31 protein-coding genes are annotated in these 26686 nt (G+C 48.6%); 3 read left to right on the top strand and 28 right to left on the bottom strand.

Annotated elements, in window-relative coordinates; genetic code table 11:
- Positions 1–28 precede the first annotated feature (28 nt).
- Positions 29–259 (top strand): hypothetical protein, encoded by a 231-nt coding sequence (locus ACR64Q_RS09440; protein WP_313734472.1) that lies wholly within the window; start codon positions 29–31, stop codon positions 257–259.
- Between the two features lie 187 nt (positions 260–446).
- Here ACR64Q_RS09440 and ACR64Q_RS09435 read toward each other — a convergent pair whose 3' ends face one another.
- The 25 genes from ACR64Q_RS09435 to ACR64Q_RS09315 all read right to left on the bottom strand — a co-directional run bounded on the left by ACR64Q_RS09435 (position 447) and on the right by ACR64Q_RS09315 (position 23252).
- Complete coding sequence (locus tag ACR64Q_RS09435) at positions 447–1316, bottom strand: AraC family transcriptional regulator (protein WP_313734471.1); 870 nt, start codon at positions 1314–1316, stop codon at positions 447–449.
- A 192-nt stretch (positions 1317–1508) separates the two neighbouring features.
- Positions 1509–2681 (bottom strand): methyltransferase, encoded by a 1173-nt coding sequence (locus ACR64Q_RS09430; protein ID WP_313734470.1) that lies wholly within the window; start codon positions 2679–2681, stop codon positions 1509–1511.
- A 1-nt stretch (position 2682) separates the two neighbouring features.
- Entirely contained in the window at positions 2683–3294 is a 612-nt protein-coding gene (locus ACR64Q_RS09425; RefSeq protein WP_313734468.1) for a TetR/AcrR family transcriptional regulator, read from the bottom strand.
- A 112-nt stretch (positions 3295–3406) separates the two neighbouring features.
- Positions 3407–3892: a hypothetical protein gene (locus tag ACR64Q_RS09420; RefSeq protein ID WP_313734467.1), complete on the bottom strand. Its 486-nt coding sequence runs from the start codon at positions 3890–3892 to the stop codon at positions 3407–3409.
- A 312-nt stretch (positions 3893–4204) separates the two neighbouring features.
- Positions 4205–6211 (bottom strand): UvrD-helicase domain-containing protein, encoded by a 2007-nt coding sequence (locus tag ACR64Q_RS09415; protein ID WP_313734466.1) that lies wholly within the window; start codon positions 6209–6211, stop codon positions 4205–4207.
- Between the two features lie 344 nt (positions 6212–6555).
- Positions 6556–7764, bottom strand: coding sequence for a group II intron reverse transcriptase/maturase (gene ltrA, locus ACR64Q_RS09410; protein ID WP_483823304.1), 1209 nt, complete (start codon positions 7762–7764; stop codon positions 6556–6558).
- A gap of 562 nt (positions 7765–8326) precedes the next feature.
- On the bottom strand, positions 8327–10336 hold the full coding sequence (locus tag ACR64Q_RS09405) for an ATP-dependent nuclease (protein WP_483823315.1): 2010 nt from the start codon (positions 10334–10336) through the stop codon (positions 8327–8329).
- A 219-nt stretch (positions 10337–10555) separates the two neighbouring features.
- Complete coding sequence (locus ACR64Q_RS09400) at positions 10556–11245, bottom strand: glutathione S-transferase family protein (protein ID WP_313734464.1); 690 nt, start codon at positions 11243–11245, stop codon at positions 10556–10558.
- A gap of 86 nt (positions 11246–11331) precedes the next feature.
- Positions 11332–12369, bottom strand: coding sequence for an alpha/beta fold hydrolase (locus ACR64Q_RS09395; RefSeq protein ID WP_313734463.1), 1038 nt, complete (start codon positions 12367–12369; stop codon positions 11332–11334).
- 152 nt (positions 12370–12521) lie between these two features.
- Entirely contained in the window at positions 12522–13154 is a 633-nt protein-coding gene (locus ACR64Q_RS09390) for an FMN-binding negative transcriptional regulator (protein ID WP_313734462.1), read from the bottom strand.
- Positions 13155–13183: 29 nt separating this feature from the next.
- Positions 13184–13573 carry a tautomerase family protein gene (locus tag ACR64Q_RS09385; protein WP_313734461.1) on the bottom strand — a complete coding sequence of 130 codons (390 nt, stop codon included), beginning with the start codon at positions 13571–13573 and terminating at the stop codon, positions 13184–13186.
- A 10-nt stretch (positions 13574–13583) separates the two neighbouring features.
- Positions 13584–14282 carry a CTP synthase C-terminal region-related (seleno)protein gene (locus ACR64Q_RS09380; RefSeq protein ID WP_313734460.1) on the bottom strand — a complete coding sequence of 233 codons (699 nt, stop codon included), beginning with the start codon at positions 14280–14282 and terminating at the stop codon, positions 13584–13586.
- A gap of 200 nt (positions 14283–14482) precedes the next feature.
- Positions 14483–14884 (bottom strand): GFA family protein, encoded by a 402-nt coding sequence (locus ACR64Q_RS09375; RefSeq protein WP_313734459.1) that lies wholly within the window; start codon positions 14882–14884, stop codon positions 14483–14485.
- A 5-nt stretch (positions 14885–14889) separates the two neighbouring features.
- A complete protein-coding gene (locus tag ACR64Q_RS09370) occupies positions 14890–15624 on the bottom strand; it encodes a class I SAM-dependent methyltransferase (RefSeq protein WP_313734457.1) in 735 nt (244 codons plus the stop codon).
- A 117-nt stretch (positions 15625–15741) separates the two neighbouring features.
- Positions 15742–16401 (bottom strand): HAD-IA family hydrolase, encoded by a 660-nt coding sequence (locus ACR64Q_RS09365; protein WP_313734456.1) that lies wholly within the window; start codon positions 16399–16401, stop codon positions 15742–15744.
- 90 nt (positions 16402–16491) lie between these two features.
- On the bottom strand, positions 16492–17175 hold the full coding sequence (locus ACR64Q_RS09360; RefSeq protein WP_313734455.1) for an HAD family hydrolase: 684 nt from the start codon (positions 17173–17175) through the stop codon (positions 16492–16494).
- Between the two features lie 113 nt (positions 17176–17288).
- Complete coding sequence (locus ACR64Q_RS09355; protein WP_313734454.1) at positions 17289–17855, bottom strand: hypothetical protein; 567 nt, start codon at positions 17853–17855, stop codon at positions 17289–17291.
- Positions 17856–17884: 29 nt separating this feature from the next.
- Complete coding sequence (locus ACR64Q_RS09350; RefSeq protein WP_313734453.1) at positions 17885–18367, bottom strand: GNAT family N-acetyltransferase; 483 nt, start codon at positions 18365–18367, stop codon at positions 17885–17887.
- A 40-nt stretch (positions 18368–18407) separates the two neighbouring features.
- Positions 18408–19091, bottom strand: coding sequence for a class I SAM-dependent methyltransferase (locus ACR64Q_RS09345; RefSeq protein ID WP_313734452.1), 684 nt, complete (start codon positions 19089–19091; stop codon positions 18408–18410).
- 47 nt (positions 19092–19138) lie between these two features.
- The gene (locus ACR64Q_RS09340; RefSeq protein WP_313734451.1) at positions 19139–19528 is read right to left on the bottom strand and encodes a DUF4260 domain-containing protein; all 390 of its coding nucleotides are present in this window, start codon (positions 19526–19528) and stop codon (positions 19139–19141) included.
- A 201-nt stretch (positions 19529–19729) separates the two neighbouring features.
- Entirely contained in the window at positions 19730–20533 is an 804-nt protein-coding gene (locus tag ACR64Q_RS09335; protein WP_483823314.1) for a shikimate dehydrogenase family protein, read from the bottom strand.
- Between the two features lie 46 nt (positions 20534–20579).
- Entirely contained in the window at positions 20580–21140 is a 561-nt protein-coding gene (locus ACR64Q_RS09330) for a histidine phosphatase family protein (protein WP_313734447.1), read from the bottom strand.
- Positions 21141–21159: 19 nt separating this feature from the next.
- The gene (locus tag ACR64Q_RS09325; protein ID WP_313734446.1) at positions 21160–21681 is read right to left on the bottom strand and encodes a GNAT family N-acetyltransferase; all 522 of its coding nucleotides are present in this window, start codon (positions 21679–21681) and stop codon (positions 21160–21162) included.
- A 22-nt stretch (positions 21682–21703) separates the two neighbouring features.
- Entirely contained in the window at positions 21704–22813 is a 1110-nt protein-coding gene (locus tag ACR64Q_RS09320; RefSeq protein ID WP_313734445.1) for an NAD(P)H-dependent oxidoreductase, read from the bottom strand.
- Between the two features lie 7 nt (positions 22814–22820).
- Positions 22821–23252 (bottom strand): GNAT family N-acetyltransferase, encoded by a 432-nt coding sequence (locus tag ACR64Q_RS09315; protein ID WP_313734443.1) that lies wholly within the window; start codon positions 23250–23252, stop codon positions 22821–22823.
- 222 nt (positions 23253–23474) lie between these two features.
- On the opposite strand from ACR64Q_RS09315, the gene ACR64Q_RS09310 reads away from it, so the two are divergent.
- The gene (locus ACR64Q_RS09310; RefSeq protein ID WP_313734442.1) at positions 23475–24185 is read left to right on the top strand and encodes an autoinducer binding domain-containing protein; all 711 of its coding nucleotides are present in this window, start codon (positions 23475–23477) and stop codon (positions 24183–24185) included.
- Positions 24186–24261: 76 nt separating this feature from the next.
- On the opposite strand, the gene ACR64Q_RS09305 is transcribed toward ACR64Q_RS09310, so the two are convergent.
- From ACR64Q_RS09305 to ACR64Q_RS09295, 3 genes are all read right to left on the bottom strand, one after another.
- Complete coding sequence (locus tag ACR64Q_RS09305; protein ID WP_313734441.1) at positions 24262–24774, bottom strand: GlcG/HbpS family heme-binding protein; 513 nt, start codon at positions 24772–24774, stop codon at positions 24262–24264.
- A gap of 50 nt (positions 24775–24824) precedes the next feature.
- Entirely contained in the window at positions 24825–25313 is a 489-nt protein-coding gene (locus ACR64Q_RS09300; protein ID WP_313734439.1) for a cupin domain-containing protein, read from the bottom strand.
- 186 nt (positions 25314–25499) lie between these two features.
- Complete coding sequence (locus ACR64Q_RS09295; RefSeq protein ID WP_313734438.1) at positions 25500–25916, bottom strand: 4-oxalocrotonate tautomerase; 417 nt, start codon at positions 25914–25916, stop codon at positions 25500–25502.
- 129 nt (positions 25917–26045) lie between these two features.
- Here ACR64Q_RS09295 and ACR64Q_RS09290 point away from each other — a divergent pair, with 129 nt between their 5' ends.
- A complete protein-coding gene (locus ACR64Q_RS09290) occupies positions 26046–26660 on the top strand; it encodes a TetR/AcrR family transcriptional regulator (protein ID WP_313734436.1) in 615 nt (204 codons plus the stop codon).
- The last annotated feature ends 26 nt before the right edge of the window (positions 26661–26686 follow it).

The raw sequence follows: 26686 nt of genomic DNA, 5'->3' as shown, positions 1-26686 counted from the left end.
TTCACCCGTTCGTCGCCACGGAGCCCTGTTGTTCAACTTGATGTTCTGGTTATTGGATAGTGATGATGATTGGCTTTTTGGTGCAAATAAGGAATCTCATACCCACCACACCGCGCAACGCTGGTTTGATCACTTGTTCGTTACTACCGGCATTCGAGAAAGTGTTTTCCGCTACTTCATCTTAGTTGATGTCGACGACCGGGAACGCTTGGCTTATTCCGGCTATTTGTTGCGGAAGAAATCGGCGCAAGTCGACTAAGCGTAGGTGTTCACCCAGGCCCGAGCCGCAGGCATCAATGATACGCCTGCTTACCCACTCTTCGCCCTGGAGGTGAGCGTAAAAGCTAAATCTTTTTTTCAAAGGGTGGCAAAGGTTATCGTCACCCTGCCCGGCCTTCCTCGCACCCCGGGCTTTACCTTGGCAAGGCAGTTCGACTGCTTTCCGCTTACACCAAAGGCAGATAAACATCCGTAACCTGTTCGTGTTCCAGCGTTTCAGGCACCCGTTTGATGTAGTGGAAAAACAGCGGAAAATCGCGCAGTTCCTCGCCGCTTTCCGGCAACCACTCCCGGTAGAGGTAATAAACACTGTCGCTAATGCGGTCGGTCGAGCCGATATGGCGCACCACCGCGCAACGTCCTTCCGAAATCCGTTTGTTAACCACCCCTTGCGAATTTGCCGGCACAGGTTGCTTGACCTCGCCACAAACATCGAAACGAAATGCTTCCGGCGGCGTGACCGCCGGATCGTCATACGCGATACCAAAAGTACAGCTACTGGCAACCGGTGACAAGCCACTTTGCTTGCGCCAGTCGATGAATTTTCTGACCGAATCCATCACAAGGGTATGTGATCCACGGTGCTCCAAGACTGCGATCATGGTTTCTGAAAAATCGACGATTGTTACCTTCATCTGGGGAGTCCTAATTCGTTTGGGTAATTGCATGCGCTCGTTCCAAGGCTGCCATGCAGGCTGCGTTCTGAATTGAGTGGGCGTCTGTCCGAAGCATTTTTTGAACGCGCGGGAGAACGATTCCGCATTGCCGAAACCGGTTTCCAACGCAATGTCGGTAATGCGGCGCCTCTCCTGAAATACCAGTTGGTACGAAGCCTTGCGTAGTCGCAATAACTGAATGTAACGCGTCGTACTCAATCCGGTGTAAGCGGAAAATTGCCGTTGAAAGTGAAATCGGGAAAAGTTTGCCTGTTTGCTCAGTTCGTTTATCGACAGCGGCTCGAACAGATGCTTGTCTATGTAATCGAAAACCCGATCAAAGCGCGTCGCATAAGCCGTGCTGGCCGTTTTGTTGTTCAACTCAATACCTCCTCAATCGAGATGCACTGTAACAAGCTTCGATAAATGCCGCCTGACTGAGCGTGCTAAGTTGACATGAGGGATGCATAGAACAAATGGCTGGCGCATCGGCCCAAGCACCGCGCTTAATCACCCGCCCGCCCTGGGTTGACGATCAATTTACCGTGACCTAGGCGCTCGAACAGAGCTGAACTATCGCTGCTCAATTTCCAGAGTCATAACGTCTGGCTCTACCTCCAGACCGGTAGATTGAGCCGCCCGCAGCACCAATACTTTCCCGAACGTCTGCAAGCCCACCACCTCCTGCAACACTAACCCGCTCTGATCGAACAGGCGCAGCCATTCCGTCAGCGTCCGTTCCCGACCATGCGTATTGACGAACATCTGCATATCGAACGCGGCCGTGGCGATGTCGGTCCGGCTGTCCGGAATCAGGATTTCCATCACGGCGATGGTCGCATCGTAGCCTGAGGCGGCGCTCGCCACGTTGGATAAAGCGGCGACGCAGGCACCGTCGTCGAAGCCGTGCAACACCGCGCACAGCAGGTAAATATCCTTGTCGCTGTGCGCCTTGGGCACGGATTGCAGCAGGTCGCAGGCTTCGAAGCTCATGCGTTGCAGTGCGACACCCTCGCCCTGGTCTTTCCAGAACTGCTCCGCGCCGCGAATGACCTGTTCGCGGTCGGCTACCAGCGCCTTGAGATGCGGATGGCGTTTGAGTATGGCGAGCGATTTTGCGCCCTCGGAGCCGCCGACGTCGATGATGCGCTCGAAGCGCGACCAATCGAAGTCGGTGGCGAAGCTGTCGCCGGCCAAGGCTTCGACGCTATCCATCGCCTGCGCGAACAGCGTGTCGAATTCCGGGTTGCGGTCCATATACGAGTAAAACGCCTGCCCGTGCGCCGATTCGAACGGCACGCCGCCGCTACGTACGCCCTGCTCCAATTGCTCGAACCACGGCCGGCTCATTTCCGGCGAGTTGTGCATCAGCACCATCGCGCGAACGCTGCGAGGATGATCCGGGCACAAGCAGAACGAAAGCTTGTTGTTACGGAAGCGACGCGGCGAGACTTCCTCGAACACGCCCATCGCCGCCAGCATGCGCAGCAAGCGGTAAAGCGCATCGGCATCAGCGTCAACGCGTTCGGCCAAGGTATCGACGCTCGCTTCGCTATCGGCCAGCGCGCCGGCGATGTCCAGCCGCGCGGCGACATACAGCACCCGCGATTGCCAGAAGGCCGAACCGATCTGGATCAGGCGGAACGGCGGCGGCACGAATTTGTTGGGCAGATTTTGCAGCCAGGCGCCGAATCGGGCGATTTTCGCGAAGCGGCGCACCGCGCCGGCGTTGTTTTGCAGCGTCATGTCATGCTCCCGATTTCGCAGCGGCCATGCCCGCCGCCAACAGTTTGCCGTTGAGCGCGGCGAGTTCGTCGAGGAAGGCATCGTCCATCTGCCCGCCCATCTGTTCCTCGAAGATGTCTTTCAGCAGCATGGGCATCATGGCAAGGCTGACGAAAGCCATCCGCGCCACGTCGGGATTGAGCGCCTGATCGACCTGCCCGCTCGTCTTCAGCTGTTCCAGCCGCCGCGCGCCACCGCTGCGGCCACGCTCCAGCAATTGCAGGATGAAACGCCGGCCCGGCCCGTGGTTGAGGGCGAGCACTTTGAGGATAAGCTTGGGAAACTCGGGATGCCGGCGCATGGTGTCGTAATAGAAGCACAGATATTCGGTGAAGCCGCCGGCGTCGGACAGCGTATCGCTGTCGAGCATGTCCAGGATGGGCTTGAGCGTCTCACGTATCATCTCTTCATAGAGACCTTCCTTGTTGCCGAAGTAATAACGGATCATCGAGACGTTCACGCCTGCCTTGTCGGCAATTGCACGAGTGGTAACCTTGTGGTATTCGTCGGCAAGGAAACACTCCAGCGCCGCCTTGAGCAGTCGCGCGTAAACCGGATCGGAAATATCGTTCATCAAAAAAACTCCTGCAATACATGATGGCGGCAGGTTAGCACCGGCGGCGCGAGGGCCATAAAGTTTTCGCCAATCAAGATGCGGGGTTTGATTGAACGGTAGCCGTTCGCAATCAGCGTAGCAAGCGAACCCCAAGCAGCATACAGCCCACGGCAAAGGTGAAAATCCCAAAGATAGACACGAATACCGAAATCGCAGGCCCCAGCGCATATACCAAGGCTCCGGCGAAGATCAATACCGCCGCGGGTTTGGGATAGATAGTCGAACGATACAGCGACAGACAAAACAACACGATGCCGATCAATATCGTCACGGATGCCGAAATTCTAAACGCCAACACCGCCGGATCGTTTTTTATGATGGCGTCCCTTAACAGAAAGGCGGTTTCCGGATAGCGGGCGATGACGGGATAAAGAAACAGCTCCCAAGTGACCTTGCAAGCCTGTAATAAATAAGCCACCTCGACGAATAAAAAACCCACGACACCTTGCACGCCGGCCGTGGCACGCATTTTGGCATAAACGGCGTAGAAACCGACCAGCAACGCTAACACGCCGGCGAAGGCTACCCCAGCCGGGGCTGCGCACGACCTCGGCATAGTCGAAGGTTCCCGTCCCTAACGGTAACAAGATCGGAAACAATACTGCATAGGCGCTGAGCAATAGCGATCCCACCATGATAGTGATGCCACCGAGTTTTTCGAAAACGTGCATATTCCTTTTCTCTGTTTCTATTGATTGTCGGCCAACAACCCTTAGCTGCCGATGGATGCATATTTTTGCTGATCGCTTTGGACTTACACTTAATTTTAAGAAAAATAAATTTCTACAGTATTGTGTACAAAAATTAGCTTCCCAATATCTCTCACGGACTGTGTTAACTTACAAAAAACAGTAATAAAGTTTCTAACTCAGTTTATTTTTGTTGAACAAAAGCATTTAAAAGCATCTATGAAAGTATTTTCTTCATCAGTTGAAACAAGTCTCACACATCGAAGGTTGAATTTAGCTCGTGAGCAAGCAACATATATCAACTGCAAATTTTTTTCCTTTTTTTTAAGATCGGTCTCATCAGGATCAAAAGCTGAGCGAAAGTTGTATTCATTCCAAAAATACTCGTCAAGAACTACCAGTACATTATCAATTCCCGTACCTTTGGTCTTATGCATTGATATATATGGCGTTTGCTCATCCTCGTATTTGAAATAATTGAGCACCTCAGCAAATGTAACCTTATCTGAAAAAAGAGCTTCAAAAAATTGTTTTTGTTTTAAATTTCGCTCTTGTTCTTTGAAAGCATCCTCATCAATCTCAGGTTGCTTTTTTTGCATTTTAACTAGTGTGTGCCCATCATTATTATAGTTAGCTTCGAATTTTGCGAAATTGGTATCTTGATTTATTTCCTCCAAAAATTTTTCGGCTCTATTCTTATATGCCGCGTATGATTCTGACTCTTTCAACAGTTTCGATCTGAAGGCAGTTTCAACTGTTTGTACTGCACCTTTGTCTGAATTAATGATGGCTTGTATATTAGTGCTGATGCTTATCTTGTCTGCAACGGTCTTAATTGATAGTCCAGATTTTTTTAACTTTGAAAGAATAAAGTTGTGGTTTTTAGTTTTATACGCATTGCATATTTCAAATAAGTCTAGAAGTTGCAGCCTCGTAAATATTTTTGTAAATTCTTCTTTTGGCTCTAAATATCTATCTGAAAAAACTTTGTACAGCTTAGGAAAACCAGCTTTTATGGAAACAGCTTTGTTACTCAACAATAATATTTTTGAATCGTTATTAAAAGATGCTTCCTCGATTAAAGTATTGAGTGCGTTTGTATATGCCTCTTTATCGGTATCCGAACTCCACGAAGTAGGTTTATCATCATAAATAGAATAAAAAAACTCAACTTTTCCTTGTCGCGCCTCCACAGACTCTTCTTTTCCAGCTATCAATTTTAGTGCTAGCTCTTGATTTAGCCCATCATTTCGAAGCGTATTGATAAACTTAATGACTTGCGGAGAGCACCTAAAGTTATCTTCTTTATCTATTCTTTTTAATCTTCCCGCTTGTACATAATTATTTACATCGCCTATGCCATCTCCATATATTGATTGCATAGAATCGCCAAACAATCCAATCACAGGTTTGTTTCGTGACGGTAACTTTGTTAAAAATAAATCCACTATTTTCTGATGTGTATCCTGATACTCATCGATGAAAATGTAGTCAAACTTATCGTTCAGAATCTTCCCTAAAAGGGGGTATTCATCAATAAGTAAAGCTGCAATATCTAATAAGCCGTCGTGTCCGAACGTAAGATCTTTAAAGTCATTGAAGCGTGTTTCATTGTATTCAATCGATTTAAATCCTTTTTGTTGTATCTCTTCCCTTATTTTATTGTTAAGCTCTAGGATTTTCTCATTCAGGATGCGATTAAATTCTATTGGATTGGCATCGTAAACTTTTTTACCTTCAACCTTATTAACACGCCCCCCAAAGACTAAAAAATATCTAGCAGAATATTTTTCATATACATTTTTATATTTTTCATGTTCTTTACTTTTTTGCTCTTTTTCGTCGCCGTAATTTGTCAGCTCAAGTCTATCCATGAGATTGACTTTAAATAGTTCATAAATCACTTGATGAATATTTTTCTTATAATCTTTTATTAGGGTATTTAAAAAAGAGTGAATAGTGCTAACTACATGCTCACCATCAATCCTAAATTTGATTTCGTCGACTGCTTTATTGGTATGGGTGATACAGGCGATTTTTTTATCAGGATATTCCGTTGAAATAAAATCAATCAATTGCTTCAACGTTTCAGTCTTGCCACAACCAGCACCACCTTGAAGAACAAAGTCATGACCATTAAAAAGGCAATCTTTAATTTTATCTAATGTGTTTATTTTACTAACCATGCCGGGGAGTCGCTATTTTTGCCGAAAGATTTTTTCGGGCATCCTGCTGGAAAAAATCGGCAAAAATTACGCGACCGCTTATGCCTTCGGCGCCCCGATTCGTCCGCGTCACCTCGTTCCGACCCAACAAGGGGTCGAAACATCGGCTCTCGCATGACTTAACGCCGTGTCGCGATGCCTTGCAGGTTTTCTCCGCTTCGCTGCGAAAACCCGCCCGGCGCTACGGCTATCGGGGACTAAAAATCTTCACTTCGCTGGCGCTCCGTTGTTGAGTAGACCGCAGGCACTTCCCCCGCAGCCTCTCGCAGAACGGTACGTGAACCTCTCGATTCATACCGCTCCCATCAGGCAAACGCACCTATCATTCCCGCTCGCCAATGAGCGAACAAGTTTGGATATTGATCAGCAATCTTCGCCAGAAACATCATAGCCTTGATCTTGTGCTGGCGAAGCGGCTTGAACTTACGCCTCGCCCACCTCACCAGAGTCATATTCACGTGGCGACACAGTCCGTACAACGCTGAGCGGGTATAACAACCATAATAGGCTAGCCACCCATTGATGATGGGATTCAACCATTTAGCGATCTCTCCCAAACTCAACTCGGTACGTGTTCGCACCCGTAACGTTCTAATCTTTTGCCGCATTGACTTCAGCGCCGCTTTACTCACTGCGGGCGTAAAGTTTACAAACACGCTGTTTCTCTTACGATTCCTACAAAGTCGCCGTCTAAACGTATATCCGAGAAAATCAAAGGATGTATGCTCATATTGCCCTTTGCGACTACCATCTTTACAGTAAACGATCTTGGTTTTCACCGGATGAAGTTCAAGTCCACAGGACTGAAAGCGTTGTTTCAATACTTCCAGCATACGTTGGGCTTCCGCCTCGCTACAGCAGTGCACCAGACCATCATCGGCATAACGGCACCAGACTGTATTCGGGTAATGAGTTTGCAGCCATTTGTCGAATACATAGTGCAGAAACAGATTACTGAGCACGGGACTGACAACCCCACCTTGTGGCGTGCCTTTTCCCCGACTGATCAACTCTCCATTTGGCATCTGCATCGGCGCCGTCAACCAACGTTCAATATATAACCTCACCCAGGGTGTATCCGTATGTTGATAGACCGCTTTAAGCAATAAATTGTGCGGTATATTGTCGAACAACCCCTTGATGTCAAATTCAAGCACCCAGTCGTAACGCCAACAACGTTCTCGCGTGACGCCCACCGCATCCAATGCTGACTTATTCGGCCTGTATCCGTACGAGTCAGGCAAAAAGTGCGGCTCAACCTGGGGTTCAAACTCCAGCTTGACGACCATTTGAGCAATACGATCACTCACGGTGGGTATGCCCAAAATCCGTTCGCCGCCCGCTTTCTTTGGTATGGCTACCGCTTTCACAGGCGGCGGGAAGTAACTGCCAGACGATAGCCGGTTCCATAGCTTGTAAAGATTGGCTTTCAGATTTCTTTCAAAATCTGCTAACGATTGCTTATCAACGCCAGCGGCACCGGCATTGGCTTTCACCAATTCAAATGCGCGCATGACTTGTCCTTTTGAGATGACAAATGGCTTTGCCCCGCTCACATCATCCTCCTGCCATTAGACAGTTGTGACATCAACAAAGGCTGCCTGATGTTGCCCCTTCGCTCCACGTTCATTACAAACGTTTCCTCGCTACTACGGGCAACTCCGCCCCAGTATCACGCATCGGTACTCTCATGCTCATAAATTGAGTTATTTGCATTTCTCCCTTAGCATCATGATGACTGGTTCCCACAGTTCCCATTGAAAGCCCAGTACAGAGTCACGCCCACTATACGCCGGACACCGCCTGCACAGCCTTCGGATTCGCTTACAGGCTAATCCCAAGAGTCTTGGACGCCCCTGGTTTTGATGTCAAATCTCTGAATAACGACGCGTCAACATAGGTTCGGTTTAACTCGTCTCTCTGTACCCTACCTACTAATTATGAATTAGCTTTTCCTCAACGCTCACTACCTGCACTCTTAATACAAGCAGCTTGAGGTGGTTTAAAGCCAGTTTCCGACAACAGACTTTGATGGGCCTACCATCATCTTCCAATGAGCTTATACACATCTGATCGCTATTTCCTTACAGCCTCAGTTTGTGTGCCTGTGGCACACTCCAAGATTTTCAGCGAAAGTGCCTCCTTAATATAAAGAGGCATTTCCCAGTCTAAATCATCATTAGTTAAAGCTTCGTAGAGTAACGACGAGGCAAAAGCAGATTTTTGTTTACTATCTATGGTTGTTTTTGTTAATTCGTATGTGGATATGCTGTCATCTTTGAAAAATTCTTTGTGCTTCAAGCCCCTCAAATTATCAATTAAAGGCTTTAATTTTTCCCTATTGACGTTCAAAAAAGCATCTTCGAAGCTTCTTGCGTGATAACCATCTTCTTCAATTTGGTACGCAACCTTAACAATTGATTTCGGATCGAATAAGGAGTTTCCCTTCAGTTTTTTATACCATTCAGAAAAGCCTGGATCATCATATTCAGGGGCATCGTAAAAATGCTTTAGGGAGTAGTTGCTTGTGTGGTCAGAATCACTTACACAGCTTGCAGGGTATGTAGTTGTTTCGTTACCATCTTTGCCGGTTGTTGTAGTTTTTTTAGTTGAATCAATATCGGTAATAATTAATGTTTTAATACCCAGAAATTCAAGAAATGGGGCAAATACTTTTGCATTTGCTCCGACTTCTTGTATTGAAATATGCTGTGATACTAATGGAGTCGCATTGCTATGCTTAAACTTTTCGTCGAATTGTTTTATGAAGTATGGAAGTAAAATTCTTTCCGTCGTCCCTTCAATAAAAATTATTTTGTCTGCAAAAAATAGCTCTGAAGACTGAAGCGTTAAGTACTGTACTAAAAATTTAAAATGCTCTTGTTTTTCTGCATATTTTTTTTCTAAGTCATCATGAAAGTTCTTGATTACAATATTTTCATCATTAGTTTTAGACAAATATCTGACGTCTTTAAAATCACACTGTGAGACTATGTGGGACGAATGCGATGTGATTAAAGTTTGAAGATCCTTTGTGTCTTCAATTATTTTTTTTATTTGCTTTGCAAAAACATACTGCATTTGAGGGTGAGTATGTGCCTCAGGCTCTTCAATAAATAAAAGATTGATCGATTTTTTATTTTTTAAAATATTGTATTTCTTAATCTCTATATCTAATAACAGATAGAGAATATTCATATAACCAAGCCCATTCAAATACTCAGGCAATACATGATCATCATCCCCATAAACAACTTGAGAGGAGTTTGAAACTAGTTCATTTGATTGGATGTTCGAAACAACTTTGAGATTCTTTAAATTCAAAAAGTCTTTGGCATTTTTTAAAAAACCATCGAAAACGCTTGCGTATTCTTTTTCTAACACTCCGTCCATTTCAATCATCTTTTGATTGATTGAGGTAAAATCACTTTCGGGTGATTTGCTGTTATCGTTATAGTACTTTGTAGTTAAAGAAGATAATGCTTGTTTATCTCTAGTTGATTCTTCGGAACTAGCCACATTGCGTTTAGCGTGTATCACCTGTAAATTGATGACTTCTTTAAGAATCGTCATATTTTTTTCAACTAACTTCCTATCGCCCCAATTTAAGTCACTTTCATTCTGAAAAACATATAGTTTGTTTTTTGTATACTTGCTGATATTTTTTGAAATATATCTTTCTTTATCTGGGTTTGATTTATCTGAAATGCTTTTTAATAAGTTTAATTTATCAATCGAGCATTCAAAAAGAACATTTACGGTATCTATTGATGGGTCTAAATCCAAAATAAATTCTGACAAATATTCTAAGTTGTCATTGGCATCATATTTTATTTCAACAACCATTTGGATCGCTAAATCACTATCTTCAGTTTCTTCTGTAATCTTTAGAATTTTCTGGCGTTGACATAAGGGGTAATCATCTAAAGTAAATTTACTGTCCTCAAAAAACTTTTGGAAGATAACTATTAGTGAAGTTTTACCGCTATTGTTTTTTCCAATTAAAAGCGATAATCCTTTCTTAACATCTAAGCTCGTGTTTCGTAATAATCGAAAATTTTTTATCTCTATTTTACTGATGTGCATTTATGATCCTTTATATTTTTGTTTTTGCACTCGTTACTTGTATATCATAATCTCTTCAAGGCCGTAAGGCGCAATCCGTAGGGCGTTAAATAGGCGTAGCCGTATTGCGCCGCATGTTGGTCTTTAATGTTTCGGCGCATTACGCATAAAGCTAATGCGCCCTACGCGGCTGGACCGATTAGCGTATTTCATGACTCGGCTAAAATCGTGCAGCCGAGCTTACTGACCAGCGGCGCGAAAGTCGTGCAGCCAAGTTCCGGCGTTTCGCGCCATCTGCTCGTGTTCTTCATCCCGCCATGTCTCGCTTAGCGCAGCCGCGTACCAGTCGCGCATGGCGGGCAAGGCTAGCAAACGAACGACGTATGCTCGGCAAGCCGGAGTCATTTCCAGCCCATAGGTTTGTACGCGAAATGCGACGGGCGCGAAGAAAGCGTCGACGGCGGTAAACGTCGGCCCGGCCAGGTAGGGTCCGCCGAAGCGGGTCAGGCCCTCAAGCCACAATTCATTCATTCGCGTCAGATCCTTTTCCAAGGCCGGCGAAGGCGATGCGAGGCGAATCCGTAGCCCGCAATTCATCGTGCAACACTCACGCAGTGCCTGAAACCCCGAGTGCATTTCGGCAACCGCGCAACGCGCCCAGGTTCGCGCCGAGGCATCGACTGGCCAAACCGCCGGGGTTCGCTCGGCCAAGTATTCGGTAATCGCCAGCGAATCCCAAACGACCGTTTCGCCGTCGATTAGGCAGGGCACTTTTCCGGTAGGCGAGAAACTGTGGAACGGATTGGTTTCATCCGTTTCGGCAAAAGGCACGAGCTTTTCAATAAATGGAATTTCGAGTTCACGCATCAGTATCCAGGGCCTTAGCGACCATGAGGAGTAGTTTTTATTGGCAATGTAGAGTTCGAACATGAGCGATATATCTCCGATGTTTCTTAATCGTTGATTAAGGCACTTCGCGCGAGCCCGGCGGAAAAATTGCTTGGCCGTTCGTCATCCTATTTCCGAGCAAGGGGTTTCGCAAATTCGCTCACGGCGCCGACAAATTCATCGGCTTGGTCCTGCATGATGAAATGTCCGCTGTTCCTGACAATGATATGTCGAGAATGGCCGGACAGATGGGCCAGATCGTCTTGCTCGGCCTGTTGAACGCTGGCAAGAGCCTTTTCCGCTTCGAGATTTTTGCCCGCTCTCTCCGCTTCGCGCGCGACCAAATCCGAGTCCACCAGATTGCCGGCAGTTAGAACCAACAACGGAAGATTGCCTAAGCTGCCCGGAGGCGGTGTGGCTGGATCGAGCCCTCGGCGCATCACGGCGATTTCATTGACCACCGCATGTGCGGTATCGGTGCGATTCTGTAGCGCCGTTTTCGCAGCCAGGATTTCCGGTGGCAGCGGAGAAGGCCGGCGGTCGGCGTCGGCGACTCCCAGCAGCCTGACGATACCAAGCCGCGATAAAGGCTCGGCAATTTCGATCTGTAGGGCTTGTTTACGATAATCCCAGGAGGCGTAAGGATACTGATGCTTGGAGCTTTGCTCATGCGTCGAATCGACAAGGACGATACCCTGCGTCTGTTCGGGAAACTGGTGATAGAAAGCGCGCACGTAGATGCCGCCGCGCGAATGACCGACCAGCACAAACGGCGGCGAAATATCCGCATTGTTCAGTAGCGCATGCAGGTTTTTGGCTACCTCTTCCGCTTGAATGGCAGCGTCTACGGGATCGCTCCAGCCCAGTCCGGGGCGATCATAGGCGCAAACGCGCATGGTCTGTGCAAGCTTGGCGTGGACCGGATACCAGCTCAACACATTTTCGCCAAGACCCGCTTCGAGAACCAGCGTTGGCGTGCCTGAGCCCAGGCAGTAAAGATGAAGATCCGCGCCATTCACTGAAATCATGCGCCCCGGCGGCGGAAATGCGGCAAGGTCTGCTGCGGTTCTTTCGGCTTGATAAATGGCTCCTACCACTGCGGCAAGACTGACGATAGCCACACCGAACAGCAAGTAGCGCAAACGCGGCGCTAATAAGAATGTCATGTCAGGCAACGGAAGGTTGGATGGTGCGGGGCAATCAAACCACATCCGAACCGGTTGTCGGACTTCAACTTGCTATCCTCCAGCCCACGGAATAAAGCCATTGTTGATATTGTTAAAACGTTTAGCGTAATAACATCTATCATCGACTTAGATCAGGGCTTGACCGCATCGGTGACCAAGTTTGCCATGGCCGGGTGTTCGGCTTCGCGCAACGCTTCGAACACGCTGTTTCGGTTTTCCGGCGGCTGGTTTTGGCTGACTTTCCACTTGCCTTGCAGCCGTGTCACGCTGACTTCGATACCGATAATCTGTGTGATCAAGCGTTCGGTAAAATCGGCAGGCGCGTCCGCTACCGACCAGGGTTCTGGAAATTCGGCTTCGAATTCATCCGTCATGGCCTCCAATTGCCGGCGAATCCAAATCGGATCGTCTATTACCCGTAGAGTGCCGTAAGCATGCACGGCGGCGTAGTTCCAGGTGGGTACTACTTTTCCGGCCTGCTGTTTGGTCGCATACCAGGACGGCGAAATATAGGCGTTTTCTGATTGGAACACCGCTAATACTTCGGTTTGCGGGTCGAAGTCCGTCCACAGCGGATTCGAGCGGGCGATATGACCTCGCAAGCTGCCGTAAGATGAACCGCCCTCCTCTACCCAATGCAACGGAATGTGGTTTGCGTTCAAACCACTGGCCGATGAGGCGATCAATGTCGCCAGCGGATAATCGCTTATCAATGTCTGCATGACATCGATCCTGGGTTCGTCGAAATGCTTAGGGATATACATGAGTGCTTGCTGTTTAAGTGTTGATGCCGCTAGACATTGATTTTGTAATTCAAGCTCACTTCGTCGCCGTGCATACCGCGGAATCCCCAGTTACAAGCTGGACTTTCATAAATACAAATTTCGATGTCCTGGTGAGCGATACCGATCTGCTCCTGAATGCGATCGAACAGAAAACGGATGAGTTTTTTCTTGGTAGCCGTTTCCCGTCCCGTGATCATGCTGATTTCGATAATCGTATAAGCATTGGTTCTGCCGCTTGGCGCGAAAAGATCCTCCTTTTCCATCGAAAAAAAACGATGGGCTCTTTTATCCACCGGAAATTGCAACGCGTCGACAACGCAGTCATGAATCACGTCGGACAGTTGCCGCTTGATGGGATCGAGATGATCTTTGATGCCGTATATTTTGATTTGTGCCATGTCGATAGTCCTACGAATTTGAGATTGCGGCTACAGCCGATAAAAAAGCCGAAACCAAAGGGTGCGGTTGTGCCGGCGTGGAGCGGGCTTGCGGCACGAATAAAGTGCCGATGAAAAACGGATGGCTAGGCCACTCGATCACCCGGATGTCGCCTTCGGCATCGGCGCCGCTGATTTGCATGGGACCTTGTTTCAGCGCATCGACATAGTCCGGGTTGATGCCGAAATTACAGTAATACTGCTCGGTAGCCGCTATCGCACCATAAATATCTGCCACTTGCGAATTGGGTTCGAAGCATAGTTGCATCTCGCGTCCGGCCAGCGAACAAGCCAGTTGTGAGATAAATAAATTCGAAGCATATGGGTCGTACTCGGTATGCTGCGCGTCTTTAAATCCCAAGATGTTGCGGGCATATTCGATAATCATGTGTTGAAAACCGCCGCAGGTACCGAAGCAGGGAATCTTGTTTTCTCGGGCATTACGAATCGCTTCCAAGGTCTTGTCCATGTCCTTGTAGGGACTACCGGGGGCGATCCAGATGCCATCGTAGCGGGCAAACAACGGTGGATTGATGTCGGCGGTCGAAATCCAGTCGGCGTTAATATCCAACCCTTTAGCCGACTTGACATGTTCGATGGCAGCGTTGGTCGACAGATGGGGCGGAAACGTCGGCGTGTATTCGCCGAGCAATGCGATTGATCGCGTCATGGCTGAGCGCAATCCTTGTTTAATTTAATGTTTTGATCGATATAAGCCAATTGCAAATGTAACGTGTCGTCCCAAAACAACCAGACTTTGGTTTCAGATAACAATGACTGGGCAACCGACTCGGTAGCCTCATCGCAGTCGACGCAGGCAACTAGCACCATAAAGATCAAGGTGTAATATCTATTCGATACTTGCTTACTTTAGGCATATTCCTTTATCTCAAGATTTGGATTCACATAATCCCAGGGCTGATGACTGACGCCCCAAAACACCGCCTGCGGCATAAATACAGTCGGGTTATCCAAGGTGGCGGCATGAAAAAACAGCATGCCCGGATAACCCGATGATTTTTTCAAAACCGGATTGCCGCAGGTCGGACAAAACCCGCTAGTGACGGTATTGCCATTATCGGCAGTTAACTCGTAAAATTTCAGATCTCCCGAAATATAAATGTCCTTTTCCGACGCCATGAACTCGGCCGAATGGCCCGTTCCGGTGATTCTTTGACATTGCCGGCATTGACATAAAAAGGACAAACGCGGCTCGGATTTCACTGCGTATTGAACCGCTCCGCACATGCAGCTACCTATAAACTCGTTCATGCAATTTATCCTCGCAATGGTTTAATAGCTATGATGGTAGTCATTCGGTTGACGACTTCGTTAAACGCCACCCTCAAGCCACAGTCGGCAAGGGTTTTCACAACGTCGTTTGGTGAAACACGGACTTTATAATAGGAACTCACTTTTTGTTGCCAGCCGTTTTCCGTTTTAACCTGAAACAAATCGGTAACTCGCACCCTGTCTACTTCATAATCCAAACAGCACGTCAGTATTTTTGTGTCGTCACTTTTTACGGGGATGAAGCGCTGATCGCCCGAGAGTGCCGTTGAATAATCACGAAAAGATAAGATCAGTTTTCCGCCTTCGATTAATGATTCGCAGCAATCGATAACCAATTGCCTAATGTCATCCAAACTTTCAAGATGTGTCAGGGTGTCGCCCCAGCAAATAATGAGCTCCGGTTGAGGATCAGCATATTTTTTTACCAGACGAATATCATCATTAAAGCCGGTAACGGAAAGTCTCTGCGTATTGTCGATTAACTCGGATAAAAGCTGTTGGTTAAAATCAATCGCTTTAACTGTAAATCCCAATTTGGCCAGGGAAACACTTTGTATACCATGCCCTGCCCCCAGATCTAAGGCAATCGAGGTGCTATGTGGCGATAGGCCGCTGGCTTCCAAGAAGTGTTGATGTTCTTTTTGCCTGGCATCGAAGTCTCCAACCATCCAGGCATAAATATCGCCAAGATGGCGGTCGTAGTGTGCTTTTGCGGTCATATTATTCCTGTAGTCTTTTCGTTCGAAAAGCAGTTTCAGTACTCTAAGTACGTGGCTAGGTTTGGTCGAAAGTGAGTGGAACGCTTACTCATGGCTGTCTCGACCGCTTGAATGCGGCTAACGGTTGAATTGAGTCTTGTTAGCAAATTGCGCAAGCAAAGGCGGCAGTTGCGACATATCATCGAATACGACATGGCCCGCAGTTTGATACGAAGTGGTCACGCCGGTTGGTACATAGTAAAGCGGCGTCATACCTGCTGTTATGGCGGCCTTAATCCCCACGTCACTATCTTCAATCACCGCGCACTGACTAGGCACAAAGCCCATCGCATGGGCGGCATATTTGAATAAGCCCGGATCGGGTTTCCATGAACCGATCTCATAGGAACTGAATAGATTGTCACCAAAATAAGCAGCAAGACCGCTGACTTCCAAGGCCTGACGGATTTTCGGCAGCGGTCCGCTGGAGGCAATGCATTTCGGAGAATTTATGGATTCGAGCATTTTCAAAACGCCTGGCATGGGGTTCAAATCATGCGCGAAGAGTTCCTCAACACGCTGACGATAGTGCTGTTCAAACGAATCATTCAGATTTAGGCCAAGTCGATTTTCTAGGTCAATCAGAATCGAGCTTAGTTTTTGGCCGCGATAGCGCTCGGTCAAGGTCTCCAGGGAATCATGCAATTGCGGAAGCAGATCGAGAAAGGCTTGATTGCACAGTCCCTCGCTGTCCACCAGTGTGCCGTCCAAATCGAAGATGACACAAATATTGTTCATCTACCGCGTTGCCTAAGCATTGATATGCCATAGCTGGCCGGCTCCGGTCTTTTGGTCTGTAGTTGCATTGAACCGTTCACGGTTATCAGGTCATGCATTGGCTAACAACTCGCGCGGAAATTGCTCAAAACTCTCGATCACGGTCGAGACGCCTTGGCAGGCGAGAAGCTTGTTGTGCGTTTCAAGCGGACCAAGACCGACGATATGGCCGATATTGGCGGCATGGGCGGATTGGAAACCGGAAATGGCATCTTCAACAACCAGACATTCTTGCGGCGGTAAACCAATATTGGTCGCCGCTTTGGCATACATATCCGGCGCGGGCTTACCGGGAAGAGCGCCGTCATCGTAGACAATCCGTTGCAGATCGAACCACTTATCCAGACCGAGGTGCTGGATGAAAAAATCCAGATTGGTTTTTTCGGAGGCTGTCGCGATGGTACGCGGTATATCTTTGCTAGAAACCAAGTCGAGCAGTGCTTCGGCACCGGGAGACAAGACAAACATTTCTGGATTTTTTAAGCATAAATCCCGGTACATAGACTCTTTGATTTGGATCAGCTCAAGCAGCTCTTGCCCTTGAGGAGTTCGACCGCTGAGATAGCTCAAAATGTGGCTATTGGTACGGCCATGCAAATGGAGTGAAAATTCGTCGTCGCTTAAGGGCGAGCCTCTGAGTCGGTGCGCCGTCGCTTGCCAGGCCTGAACGTGAAGCGGTGCGTCCCAAAGCAAAACGCCATTGAAATCAAAAATAATTCCTTTGTATTTCATCATGATTACGGGTAGTGATATAGATTGAGGCGCCGTGCGGTCGGGCTAAATGATTGCCTACGGTTATCGTACCAAGCCAATTTTTGGATGGAACATAAGTCTAATAGACGCCATTTTTAGAGCACCCCTCCCAGCGATTCTTTGAGCGGAATACCGGCATTAAGCCTGTACCAGTTATTGAACCGCTGACGATAGGATGCAAATGGCTCATGCAGTTCTATACGCGGATCGTTACTCAGGGCGTAGGCCATTCCTTCGATTAGCCATTGCTCACCTGTTAGCAGCGCCAGGCTGCCGAAGCGGTCGGCCTGCCAATGATGGATGAGCTCATGCGCCACGTAGTGTTGTTGCCAAGCTCGCGGCGCGATGACGATAGCGAAACTGCCCAAGGTGAATCCAGCCCTGTTCGATAAGCCGAATGCAGACCGGCATTGCTCCGTGCTACAAAAAATGATCTTCGGCTCGCCGATAGACAAGCCCCATTGCGCGGCAAGATAACTTTTCGAGTCATTGAGTAGTGATTCCGCCGCCGCAAGCTGAGAAAAATCGTCTATGCACAGGTTTTGTTCATTGCAACGGACGCCGAATGCTTCTGGAATCAACACACGAGCCGGTTTGAAAACAGCCAGAGCAGAAATCGGCAACAGCAGGAAAATCACGACTAACCAGCTACTGTATTTCATTCACCTTCCTCCATGATAGCTAACGGTGCTTAGCCATTTGTAGCTAAATTCTGTCTCATTTTCCGACCGCCAACCGGCATAAGACCATTTTGCTGATAAAAACTTAATGTCTGCTCAAATTCCGGGAGCGGCGGCGTGCAAAGCTCGATGCACGACCAACCCCGCTGTCGTCCATAATTTCTAACCTGCTCAATCAACAGGGCACCGACACCCGAACGGCGAAATTCAGGAATAACGTAAAATTCTTGAATGACGCCTATTTTGCCGCCGGCATATAAGGCATAGGTTTCGGCGATGGTTGCGACGGCAACCGGGATGGTGTCCGACCAGCCAATAATAGCCGCGTAGTGACCTGCGGATAACAAGTCTTCACAGCGCTGAACCGTACCTGCCAAATCAATATCGAAATGCTGCGCATGAGTACGCTCGCAGATTTCCTGAGTCAGCTGGACAACCAGTGAACCGATAGCTTTTGCGTGGTCCGGCGTTGCTTGTTTAAATTCCAGTTTCATTCGTGTACACACTGGTGATGGCTGCTTTAATCCAAGTTCGTTATTTAGGCTTGATGACCAGCATTTGATTACCGCCGCGTTGAAATTCGTATGCAACCTTATTAATCTGCACATCAAAACCTCGGCTGGCAAATTCTTCGCTGACAAGCGAAAGATAAGGCGATACCGATCCATCCAGCGTAAGCAGAGGAAATATCCGCACCTCGCTAGCAACACGCAACATTTCCTGTATTGCCTGAAGATGAAACTCCGCCGACAAGTGTCCGCTGTACAAAAACAGAAAATGCGATGACAAGGCAATATCGAATTGCCCGTTTGCAAAAGGCAATGTCGGTAACTCTCCAGCGATATATCGACCTTGCTGCTTGCCCAACTCGAAATCGGCGAGGAAGGTATCCATGGCCGACATGCGGATTTCTCCGAGCGCGTCTATTGATGGAATGACATCCCAGATGAAGTCGTTTTGGTTTTCACTCGTCTGCGCCATGATAGTTTCATAGGTTTCGGCAATGCGGCTTTTGATTTGATCGACAGCAAAGATATACACGGGGTCAACCGAAACGACAGCACCGCCACGCTTGGATAGCTCAACGTTGAATCCTGCTGGCCCGTCACCGCAACCCAGAATATGTTTGCCAAGATCGGTCTCGGTCAGGCCAAACATACCGATATATTCGGCGTACGAACGTCCCCAGGGCACAACCTTGTCTAGTGTAAAAGCCAACTCAATACTCCTTAATGTTCTGGGTTTCTAACCCGGTTATTGTACGTCTAAATGTTTGGCACCAATCGGCCGATGCGGCCAAGATGGGTAAAGCTGAATCCCTCCGGGTACTTGAGCCCATAGCCCAGCGCCCGATCAAAGACAATGTGGGCACACCAGATTAAACCGGCACATTGCAGTGCCGGGGACGGAAGCGTAAAGCCAATCACCAGGCTGGCAATGGCACCGATGTGGGAGTGCGCAGTGTTATAGCTAATGGCACCAACTTTGGCGCCGGCGAAGTAACCAAGTAAAAAAATATCGGGCACCAGAAAGTAGATTGCGAAAGTACCCCAGTCCAAGCTGAATTTTGAGTAGGCGACGCAGGCCACAACCAATACGCAAAATCCCTCCAGTCGCAACAGAACGCGAACGACCCCCGTTGTTTCACCTAGCATTTTGACTCCAATAATTTCTGCATAGAAACTGATTATTTTGGGTTAATTACAACCCAGGTTAATGTCTTGCGACAACTGTCAGTAGTGACAGGGTATGGTGCGAAACTTGTAAGCGCTGTTGTGCCGTTCACTCATTATCCAGCTATAACCGCAAGCCAGGATTTTGCGGAGTATCGACAAGTTCTCCGGGCATAGTGCGTTTCACTCGGCCCCCATGAATGCCAGCATTAAAGCCATTTGCGCCGCCAACATGGGAACGCCGGTTTGAATTGCTTTTCCTTGATTGGCCGCTTCTTGCAGCAGTTTCGTCATTTCCGGCGCGATCACGCAATCTGCTATCAAGTCACAGCACCCGATGAACGATTTGCTGATCGGAAGATCATCGTCCGCTTTCATGCCGAGCGAAGTGCCGTTGACCGCGATGTCGTAGTGCGAAGTTGCCTGGATTGCTGTGCTTACCTCAAGGTGAGGATACGCATGACGGACGCGCTCCGACAGAGCACTCGCCCGATCCAGCGTACGATTTTGGATGCATAGCGAAGCGCAGCCATGTTTTGCCAGCGCGAAGGCAATGGCCGACGCCGCACCTCCGGCTCCGACCAGAAGAATACGAGCCCCCTTCACGCAGTGTCCGGCAGCGACCAGTCCGGAAACAAAACCCTCACCGTCCAGCATGGTACCAATCAGACAACCATCACCGTTCCGGCGAATGACGTTCACAGCACCGACCAAGCGCGCCTCGGGAGTCAGCTCATCAATTAAGTTGGCGGTGGCGATTTTGTGTGGCATGGAGACGACTGCGCCCCCGAAGTTTTTCAAAGCGCGCAGGCCAGTAATAAACGTGGGAAAGTCTTCAGCGGACACTTGCATCGGAAGCATAACAAAGACACCCAAGATGCCCCGTTCACCCAATAATGTGTTTGCCATGGCCGGCGTTCTGGCCTGGCTGACGGGGTCGGCTATTACGCCGAGTATTTTGGTGTTGCCGGTAATCGATGCAAGCATGTTTTTGGATGCCACTTAAAGGTGATAGGGATTGTCTCTTTGCATGTCATGTTGCAGGATAGTGATATACCCCATACTCCCAATAGCCACGGCCCGGCTTTGAGGGACCAACCCAGTTTCTGGCTAACAACTCCTGGGCTATGTAGTAATTTACGAAACCATGTCCCACCAGCAAAACACGTTGATGCTCATGCGCCAGGTCTATTAATGTCGATGCAGCGACTTGCGCCCTCCGTTTCGCCATGGCGAGCGACTCGCCATTCCGAGCAAAACCAAGCACCGACAGACATCGCAATAATATGCCCCAGGCATTGAGCGACATCGTCAATGAACCCTGTTTGAAATGAGGTGCGGCAATTTCCCGAAACACAGAGTCGCTCAGCAAAATATCGCTAAATCCCAGGGCCTTGGCCGACTCTAAAGAACGAGTAAAATCGCTACAAACGGCAACATAGCATGCCAAGGCACGCTGTTTGGCGTTTTCCGGCGGTTCATCTTCTATACCGGATAAATCATAAACGCGGATAATCTCGCCAATGTCCCGCGCTTTGGCTTTGCCTTTCAGCTCGAACCTCGGTTTGCCGTGCCTGATTAATGTAATTTCCATAAGGCCACACTTCGCAGATTTAACGTGTGTTTGGGGAAATGCCAATCATTGGTACGATTCCGTTGCTTAGGCTCGATGTTGCCAATTGCATCGGGACAAACGCAACGCCTTTGTCCTCGATGCCAGGCCCTTGCGGCTGAAAGCCTAGCCGCTCGTAAAACGGCACGGCGGGCAGAGAGGAGTTGACCGTGAAGGTTTCCGACGGACTTGCGGCCAGCGATAACTCGATAGCTCGCAACGCCAATGCTGTGCCGATGCCTTGGTATTGAAACGCGGGCGCCACGAACAGATGAAAAACATGCCGCGCGTCGCGGACGGCAACGACACCGGCAAGTTCATCGCCGAACAAGCCCAGTAAATAAAGGAAATCGGCGTTGGCGATGTAACCGCCAATCGCTTGGGCGGAAATGCTCGAAAAAAATAACTCAGCGCCGTCACCGGCTGGAGTAACCGTACAGCAATCAGCAACGCCGCAAATCAGTTGGCTGATACGGTCAGCATCAGTCGGTAGAGCATGACGGATGATCAGCGGCGAACTCATAGCTATGCCTTGGTTTAGATGCTCATTGGCTAGTCGTAGTAAAGTCCGGCAAGTTGTCGTAAACCTGCTCGACGGTTGGGTTCTCGGTTAAGGCTTTGACGACGGCCGGCAAGGGTTCCGGCAAGATGCCAGGCAAATCTTGTTCCAAAGGGTTCACAATTGGGAAGGCCAATTTTTCCAGCGGCGGACAAAAGTCCGCTTCCACACCCGGTTTATTGCCGCGCGCGTCGATCCGGTACCAACCGTATTGTTGTAGGTAAACCGCATTCAAACCGTGTAGGCAATAAGGCGGCTGCTCGCCGTCTATCGTTAACCGCTGATAACACAGCCCTGCCGGAATGCCGTTGGCGCGCAACAGCGCCGCCAGTAAATGGCTTTTGGCGTAACAATAGCCGGTGCCGTGGATTAACACTTCGGAGGCTTTGCAGGTCAATGGATTCAGCTGGTAGTCCCAACTATGCTTGATCTGGTCGCGGACGAATTCGAAACAGCGTTTGGCGATTTCTTCCTCACCGGCACAACCCTCCGCCAACTTTGCGGCTTGCGCGAGAATCGCGGGATGTTGGCTATCGATATAAAGGCTGCTGCCGAGGTATGCTTTCATCGCCGGCGATTGATTCACCGCGCATTCGATTTCCGCTAATACGTTGGTAAGTAAAGAAACTATATCCGGCGCAGCTAGCAGGTCCGCTTCGCCGATATTTGCACTCGGCAACGGCAAAGTGATCGATGCCGCTTCGATCAATGTGGCCGACATCGTAATCAAGGTTTCCCTGAGCGCGGCATCGGCATGACGGGCGCGCGGTGTCGCGTTCAGTACTGCCACAGGTTTGTACACAAACCCCTCGAATGCCACCAGCCAATCCAATGCATTTTTAATGGTACCGGTAACGCCGTGGGCATATTCCGGACTGGCGATCAGTAAGGCATCCGCCGAGGCCACTGCGTTGCGTAATTGGATCGCAACGTCTGGAGGCTCGCTTTCCAAATCCGGATTGTATAAAGGCAATTCGCCCAGCGCGGAAAACAAACAGACTTCGATCGAGGCCGGCGCCAAAGTTCTTACGACCCGCAGCACGGCAGAATTGATGGACGCCGCCCGCAAGCTGCCGGATAAAGCCAGTATTTTCATTGCAAAGCTAAATGTTAAATGCCAGGGAAAAGTGGTGGCTGCTCAGTCGAAAACCCTTGTTAAGATACAACCGATGAGCGGAAAAGCGCTGATAACCGGAATCCAAATGCACACCCTGACAGCCGTGCGCTTGCGCATGTGCGATCAGCCAATCGAGCAAGGCGCCGGCAAAACCTTGCGAAGTCTCACCGCTTAGCGTGGCTAAATCGTCGACATAGAGTATTTTGCCCCAGGCCAAAAACTCGGCGAAACGAAAACCCGCTGCGCTTTTAACGGTGCCTTGTTGTCTAACAGCCAGGATTTGGTAGGTCTGCGCTTGCTGGCGACGAACCTGGGCCAAAAACTGGTCCGCCTTGAGATGCGGACGCAGTTCGCTAAACACCGGAAAACAGGCTTGAATTTCGGCGTCGGTATCGGCAATAAAAATATCGAATGTCATGGGGTATGGCTTAACAAACAAAAGGATGGCAGTTGGCTTAAAAACGAAGTACCGGGAGCTGAAACGCTTACCAACTTTGTTAGATTAGACGCTATTTGCAATCATCTAACAACTGTCAATATTGACAGCGTATATCGCCATTTTACTTTGCTGGTAAATCAGGATTTCGATGCATTCACCATTTAGGATAAGCTTTCGAACAGTTCTAACGACGGTAAACCCATGAAAGCCTGGCAAGAAATTCAACTTCAAGCGTTACAGACCAGCGATAGCGATCATCAGCTTTTTCAAACCATTGTTTCGTTGGCTGCGGAATTGGGTTTTGATTACTGTGCCTATGGACTTAGGTTGGCGCTACCACTAAGCAATCCGAAGATCGTGAAAATAAGTAATTATCCAACGGCCTGGCAAGCGCAGTATCAAGCTAAAAACTATTGTGCGGTCGATCCCACCGTTAAACACGCCCTGTGCTCGACTCAACCTATCCTCTGGACGGACGGTTTGTTCGCCGCAACCTCGGAGTTTTGGGAGGAAGCGCGTTCGTTCGGGTTGCGTTATGGTTGGGCGCAATCCATGCGGAATGTCCATGGCGCAACCGGCATGCTCACTTTAGCGCGATCCAACGAGCCGCTTAGCGAAACCGAACTTGCGGCTAAGGCTTTCAAAATGGCTTGGTTGGCCCAAAATGCGCATATTGCCTTGTCGCGCCGCTTGTTGCCAAAATTGCTGCCGGAAGCGAATACCAAATTATCGAACCGCGAGATTGCGGTATTACGCTGGACTGCCGATGGTAAAACCGCCGGTGAAATCTCCAGCATCATGAAAATCACCGAACGGACCGTCAATTTTCATATCAGAAATGCCGCGACGAAATTGAATGCGGCCAACAAAACCTCGGCAGCCGTCAAAGCGGCGATGCTCGGTTTTTTGTGACCGCTTGTCGAAAGCCGCCGATTGATTACCGATTTCGATCATACGTCCACGGAATGAGATATTTTGAATATGATGACTATTCAGGAAATCTGCTGCTGATTTTGTCAATACCCGCTTGAGCACACGCCTCATCTTTATCGCCGCCGGGAGCGCCGCTGACCCCAATCGCACCTATTATATTTCCTTTCACTTTTATCGCTAATGCCCCGGGCAATGGCGTGACATTGGGGATAGTGAGCACGGCATTATAAAATGCTGGGTTTTTGCTCATTAGATCGGCCACTTGACCACTAGTTTCTAAATGATAGTTAGGGCCAAATGTCACAATAGTATAGGCTTTGCGATAGGCTGTCTCGAACGTATGCGGCGTGCTCTTATCGCTTTTTAACTGAACCCTCGGCTGACCGGACATATCGACAAACGCCACTGAGACGTTATATCCCAAAGCTTCACAGGAGCGTACCGTTTCGTTGGCAGCTTCAACCGCTAAAGTAAGCGGAAGCGTATAGCTATTTTCCGCAGCATGCACATTGGCTTGCAATGACAAAAGTGTCAAAAATATCAGCAAACGTTTTGTTTGTTTTTTCATATTATTTTTCCGATGAAGTTATGTTCCAAATCCCAATAGGAGTTTTGGCGCTATGGAATAATTAAAAATGGTTGGCCTTTTTTGGTGGTATAAGCGATTAAATACTTCAACGGATTGACCCTGTCGGCATTGCGAAATATCAGATGTTGGGCGTTGGCTTTGTCTTGATAACTGTCTCCAGCCTTGAAGGTTAGTAAAGGCTCGTCAAGGTACTGAGATTCCGCAATACCCTCTAGAATGTAATTGAAGCCCACTGATGGGTGATGATGAGAGGGTAGACCCACTCCCGGCGGATAGGTGGTCATGACCAAGCGAAATTCGTTGCCTTCCCGATCTGAGTAACTTTGCAGGATGGTTCGAACGATTCCGCTGTCAGAGACTGTCGTATTATCTGGCGATGTTAGTTGAGCGAACAATGGCTTTGCGGAGAAAGTGCTTACCGCACCTACCATGCCGGCCAGTAACAGCCGTCGTTTGATATCGCATTCGATATTATGTGTAGTGACCTCGATAGCTTTTGAGATAGAGCCATTTGCCATAAGCCTTCCTTTTATAAATGTGTACTTATTAGACAGTAACGAGATGTTTTAACAGCTTTGCCGGTCAGGCTGATAGGTAAAGGACCCCATATCAGCCATTTAGCATCCATGATGAGCGGTTTTGGTGTGGCAAGATATTTGCGGATTCGCGGACCATTGGAGATCGACCCGCGACTCCGTCAAAACCTAACCTGTAGTAAGCGCCTCACCTAGTTGTTCGTTCGTCATCGCCTGCCCGGCAATTCCCCAGGCACCATCAACAGCATGGACGATGTTAGCCCAAATTTGTTGTTTAGGCAGATTGCCGCCCGACAACTCGTGAATAATTCCAGTGGCTTCTTCGATATGTCCCTGCTGAATTTCTCTGGTATTAAATGCAAATGACGGCACCTTCCATTCGATAAAGGCGACGGCGGTTTCTTCCAGTCCCGAATAGGTTTGTTGCTTGGGCAGCAGATGGATGGCGCCGACAACATTAGGCGTCATCACCTTGTTACCGGATAGCCCGTGCCATTTCAACATTGAATCGCAAATTCGGCGAAAAGCCAGTTTTTCAGTTCCTGCGGGTAATACACCTTCTGTGAGCGTAAGAGTAAGCGGCATATCGGTTTCCTGTAGTTAGGGGTTACACATAGCGAAGGCTAAGTGGCAGACATTAAATAACGACCGCTATACAATATTATATAACGATCGTTATGTTGTCAACCATGCTGATTCCAACGATTTGATACAATGTCAATCCAAAATAGCATTGGATATACCAGCGTGAGATATACAGCGGACCAAAAACAACAAACCTGTCAGCGCATTATTGAGGCAGCCGGGCGTTGCTTTCGAAAAGGCGGCTACAGCGGCATCGGTGTCGATGGTTTGGCAAAGGAAGCCGGCGTGACTTCAGGGGCTTTCTACGGGCACTTCAGCTCCAAAGCAGAAGCTTTTAAAGCTGTAATCATTGCCGGAATGAAAGATTTAAAATCAGGTATTGGCTTTTTCAAACAACAGCACGGCGAAAACTGGTGGGAAGAATTTGCAAAGTTTTACATGGGCCCAAAACGCACCTGCGATCTGGGCGATAGCTGCATACTCCAAAGTGTAACACCGGAAGTATGTCGTTCCGAGGAAGCGATACGCACTGCATTTGAATCGGAGTTGCTGGAGATCGTCAAACTAGCGGCAGATGGAACACCGGAAACAGGCGATCAGGCGGCGGTTGATAAGGCTTGGGCTAACTTTGCGATGTTGATTGGCGGTGTAACCTTAGCTCGCGCGGTTACAGACGAAAAAATCGCCAATGAAATTGCAATGGCCGTTCAGCAGGCGTTGATCACCCGGCAAAAGCGTTCTTAAATTCAATGGTATTCGTCCGATTGTCC

The sequence above is a fragment of the Methylomonas sp. 2F7 genome (assembly GCF_057126975.1).
The sequence above is the reverse complement of the archived record's forward strand: the minus strand, read 5'-3'. Positions and strand labels throughout refer to the sequence as shown.

Excerpts from the sequence above, each read along its gene's own strand:
- ACR64Q_RS09400 (WP_313734464.1), bottom strand. The coding sequence starts at position 11,245 with ATGTTCGAACTCTACATTGCCAATAAAAACTACTCCTCATGGTCGCTA.
- ACR64Q_RS09305 (WP_313734441.1), bottom strand. The coding sequence starts at position 24,774 with ATGAAAAAACAAACAAAACGTTTGCTGATATTTTTGACACTTTTGTCA.
- ACR64Q_RS09330 (WP_313734447.1), bottom strand. The coding sequence starts at position 21,140 with ATGGAAATTACATTAATCAGGCACGGCAAACCGAGGTTCGAGCTGAAA.
- ACR64Q_RS09300 (WP_313734439.1), bottom strand. The coding sequence starts at position 25,313 with ATGGCAAATGGCTCTATCTCAAAAGCTATCGAGGTCACTACACATAAT.
- ACR64Q_RS09320 (WP_313734445.1), bottom strand. The coding sequence starts at position 22,813 with ATGAAAATACTGGCTTTATCCGGCAGCTTGCGGGCGGCGTCCATCAAT.
- ACR64Q_RS09430 (WP_313734470.1), bottom strand. The coding sequence starts at position 2,681 with ATGACGCTGCAAAACAACGCCGGCGCGGTGCGCCGCTTCGCGAAAATC.
- ACR64Q_RS09420 (WP_313734467.1), bottom strand. The coding sequence starts at position 3,892 with ATGCCGAGGTCGTGCGCAGCCCCGGCTGGGGTAGCCTTCGCCGGCGTG.
- ACR64Q_RS09360 (WP_313734455.1), bottom strand. The coding sequence starts at position 17,175 with ATGATGAAATACAAAGGAATTATTTTTGATTTCAATGGCGTTTTGCTT.
- ACR64Q_RS09355 (WP_313734454.1), bottom strand. The coding sequence starts at position 17,855 with ATGAAATACAGTAGCTGGTTAGTCGTGATTTTCCTGCTGTTGCCGATT.
- ACR64Q_RS09425 (WP_313734468.1), bottom strand. The coding sequence starts at position 3,294 with ATGAACGATATTTCCGATCCGGTTTACGCGCGACTGCTCAAGGCGGCG.
- ACR64Q_RS09335 (WP_483823314.1), bottom strand. The coding sequence starts at position 20,533 with ATGCTTGCATCGATTACCGGCAACACCAAAATACTCGGCGTAATAGCC.
- ACR64Q_RS09380 (WP_313734460.1), bottom strand. The coding sequence starts at position 14,282 with ATGACGCGATCAATCGCATTGCTCGGCGAATACACGCCGACGTTTCCG.
- ACR64Q_RS09370 (WP_313734457.1), bottom strand. The coding sequence starts at position 15,624 with ATGACCGCAAAAGCACACTACGACCGCCATCTTGGCGATATTTATGCC.
- ACR64Q_RS09405 (WP_483823315.1), bottom strand. The coding sequence starts at position 10,336 with ATGCACATCAGTAAAATAGAGATAAAAAATTTTCGATTATTACGAAAC.
- ACR64Q_RS09365 (WP_313734456.1), bottom strand. The coding sequence starts at position 16,401 with ATGAACAATATTTGTGTCATCTTCGATTTGGACGGCACACTGGTGGAC.
- ACR64Q_RS09395 (WP_313734463.1), bottom strand. The coding sequence starts at position 12,369 with ATGACATTCTTATTAGCGCCGCGTTTGCGCTACTTGCTGTTCGGTGTG.
- ACR64Q_RS09390 (WP_313734462.1), bottom strand. The coding sequence starts at position 13,154 with ATGTATATCCCTAAGCATTTCGACGAACCCAGGATCGATGTCATGCAG.
- ACR64Q_RS09295 (WP_313734438.1), bottom strand. The coding sequence starts at position 25,916 with ATGCCGCTTACTCTTACGCTCACAGAAGGTGTATTACCCGCAGGAACT.
- ACR64Q_RS09385 (WP_313734461.1), bottom strand. The coding sequence starts at position 13,573 with ATGGCACAAATCAAAATATACGGCATCAAAGATCATCTCGATCCCATC.
- ACR64Q_RS09310 (WP_313734442.1), top strand. The coding sequence starts at position 23,475 with ATGAAAGCCTGGCAAGAAATTCAACTTCAAGCGTTACAGACCAGCGAT.
- ACR64Q_RS09350 (WP_313734453.1), bottom strand. The coding sequence starts at position 18,367 with ATGAAACTGGAATTTAAACAAGCAACGCCGGACCACGCAAAAGCTATC.
- ltrA (WP_483823304.1), bottom strand. The coding sequence starts at position 7,764 with ATGCGCGCATTTGAATTGGTGAAAGCCAATGCCGGTGCCGCTGGCGTT.
- ACR64Q_RS09340 (WP_313734451.1), bottom strand. The coding sequence starts at position 19,528 with ATGCTAGGTGAAACAACGGGGGTCGTTCGCGTTCTGTTGCGACTGGAG.
- ACR64Q_RS09415 (WP_313734466.1), bottom strand. The coding sequence starts at position 6,211 with ATGGTTAGTAAAATAAACACATTAGATAAAATTAAAGATTGCCTTTTT.
- ACR64Q_RS09375 (WP_313734459.1), bottom strand. The coding sequence starts at position 14,884 with ATGAACGAGTTTATAGGTAGCTGCATGTGCGGAGCGGTTCAATACGCA.
- ACR64Q_RS09290 (WP_313734436.1), top strand. The coding sequence starts at position 26,046 with ATGTCAATCCAAAATAGCATTGGATATACCAGCGTGAGATATACAGCG.
- ACR64Q_RS09315 (WP_313734443.1), bottom strand. The coding sequence starts at position 23,252 with ATGACATTCGATATTTTTATTGCCGATACCGACGCCGAAATTCAAGCC.
- ACR64Q_RS09325 (WP_313734446.1), bottom strand. The coding sequence starts at position 21,681 with ATGAGTTCGCCGCTGATCATCCGTCATGCTCTACCGACTGATGCTGAC.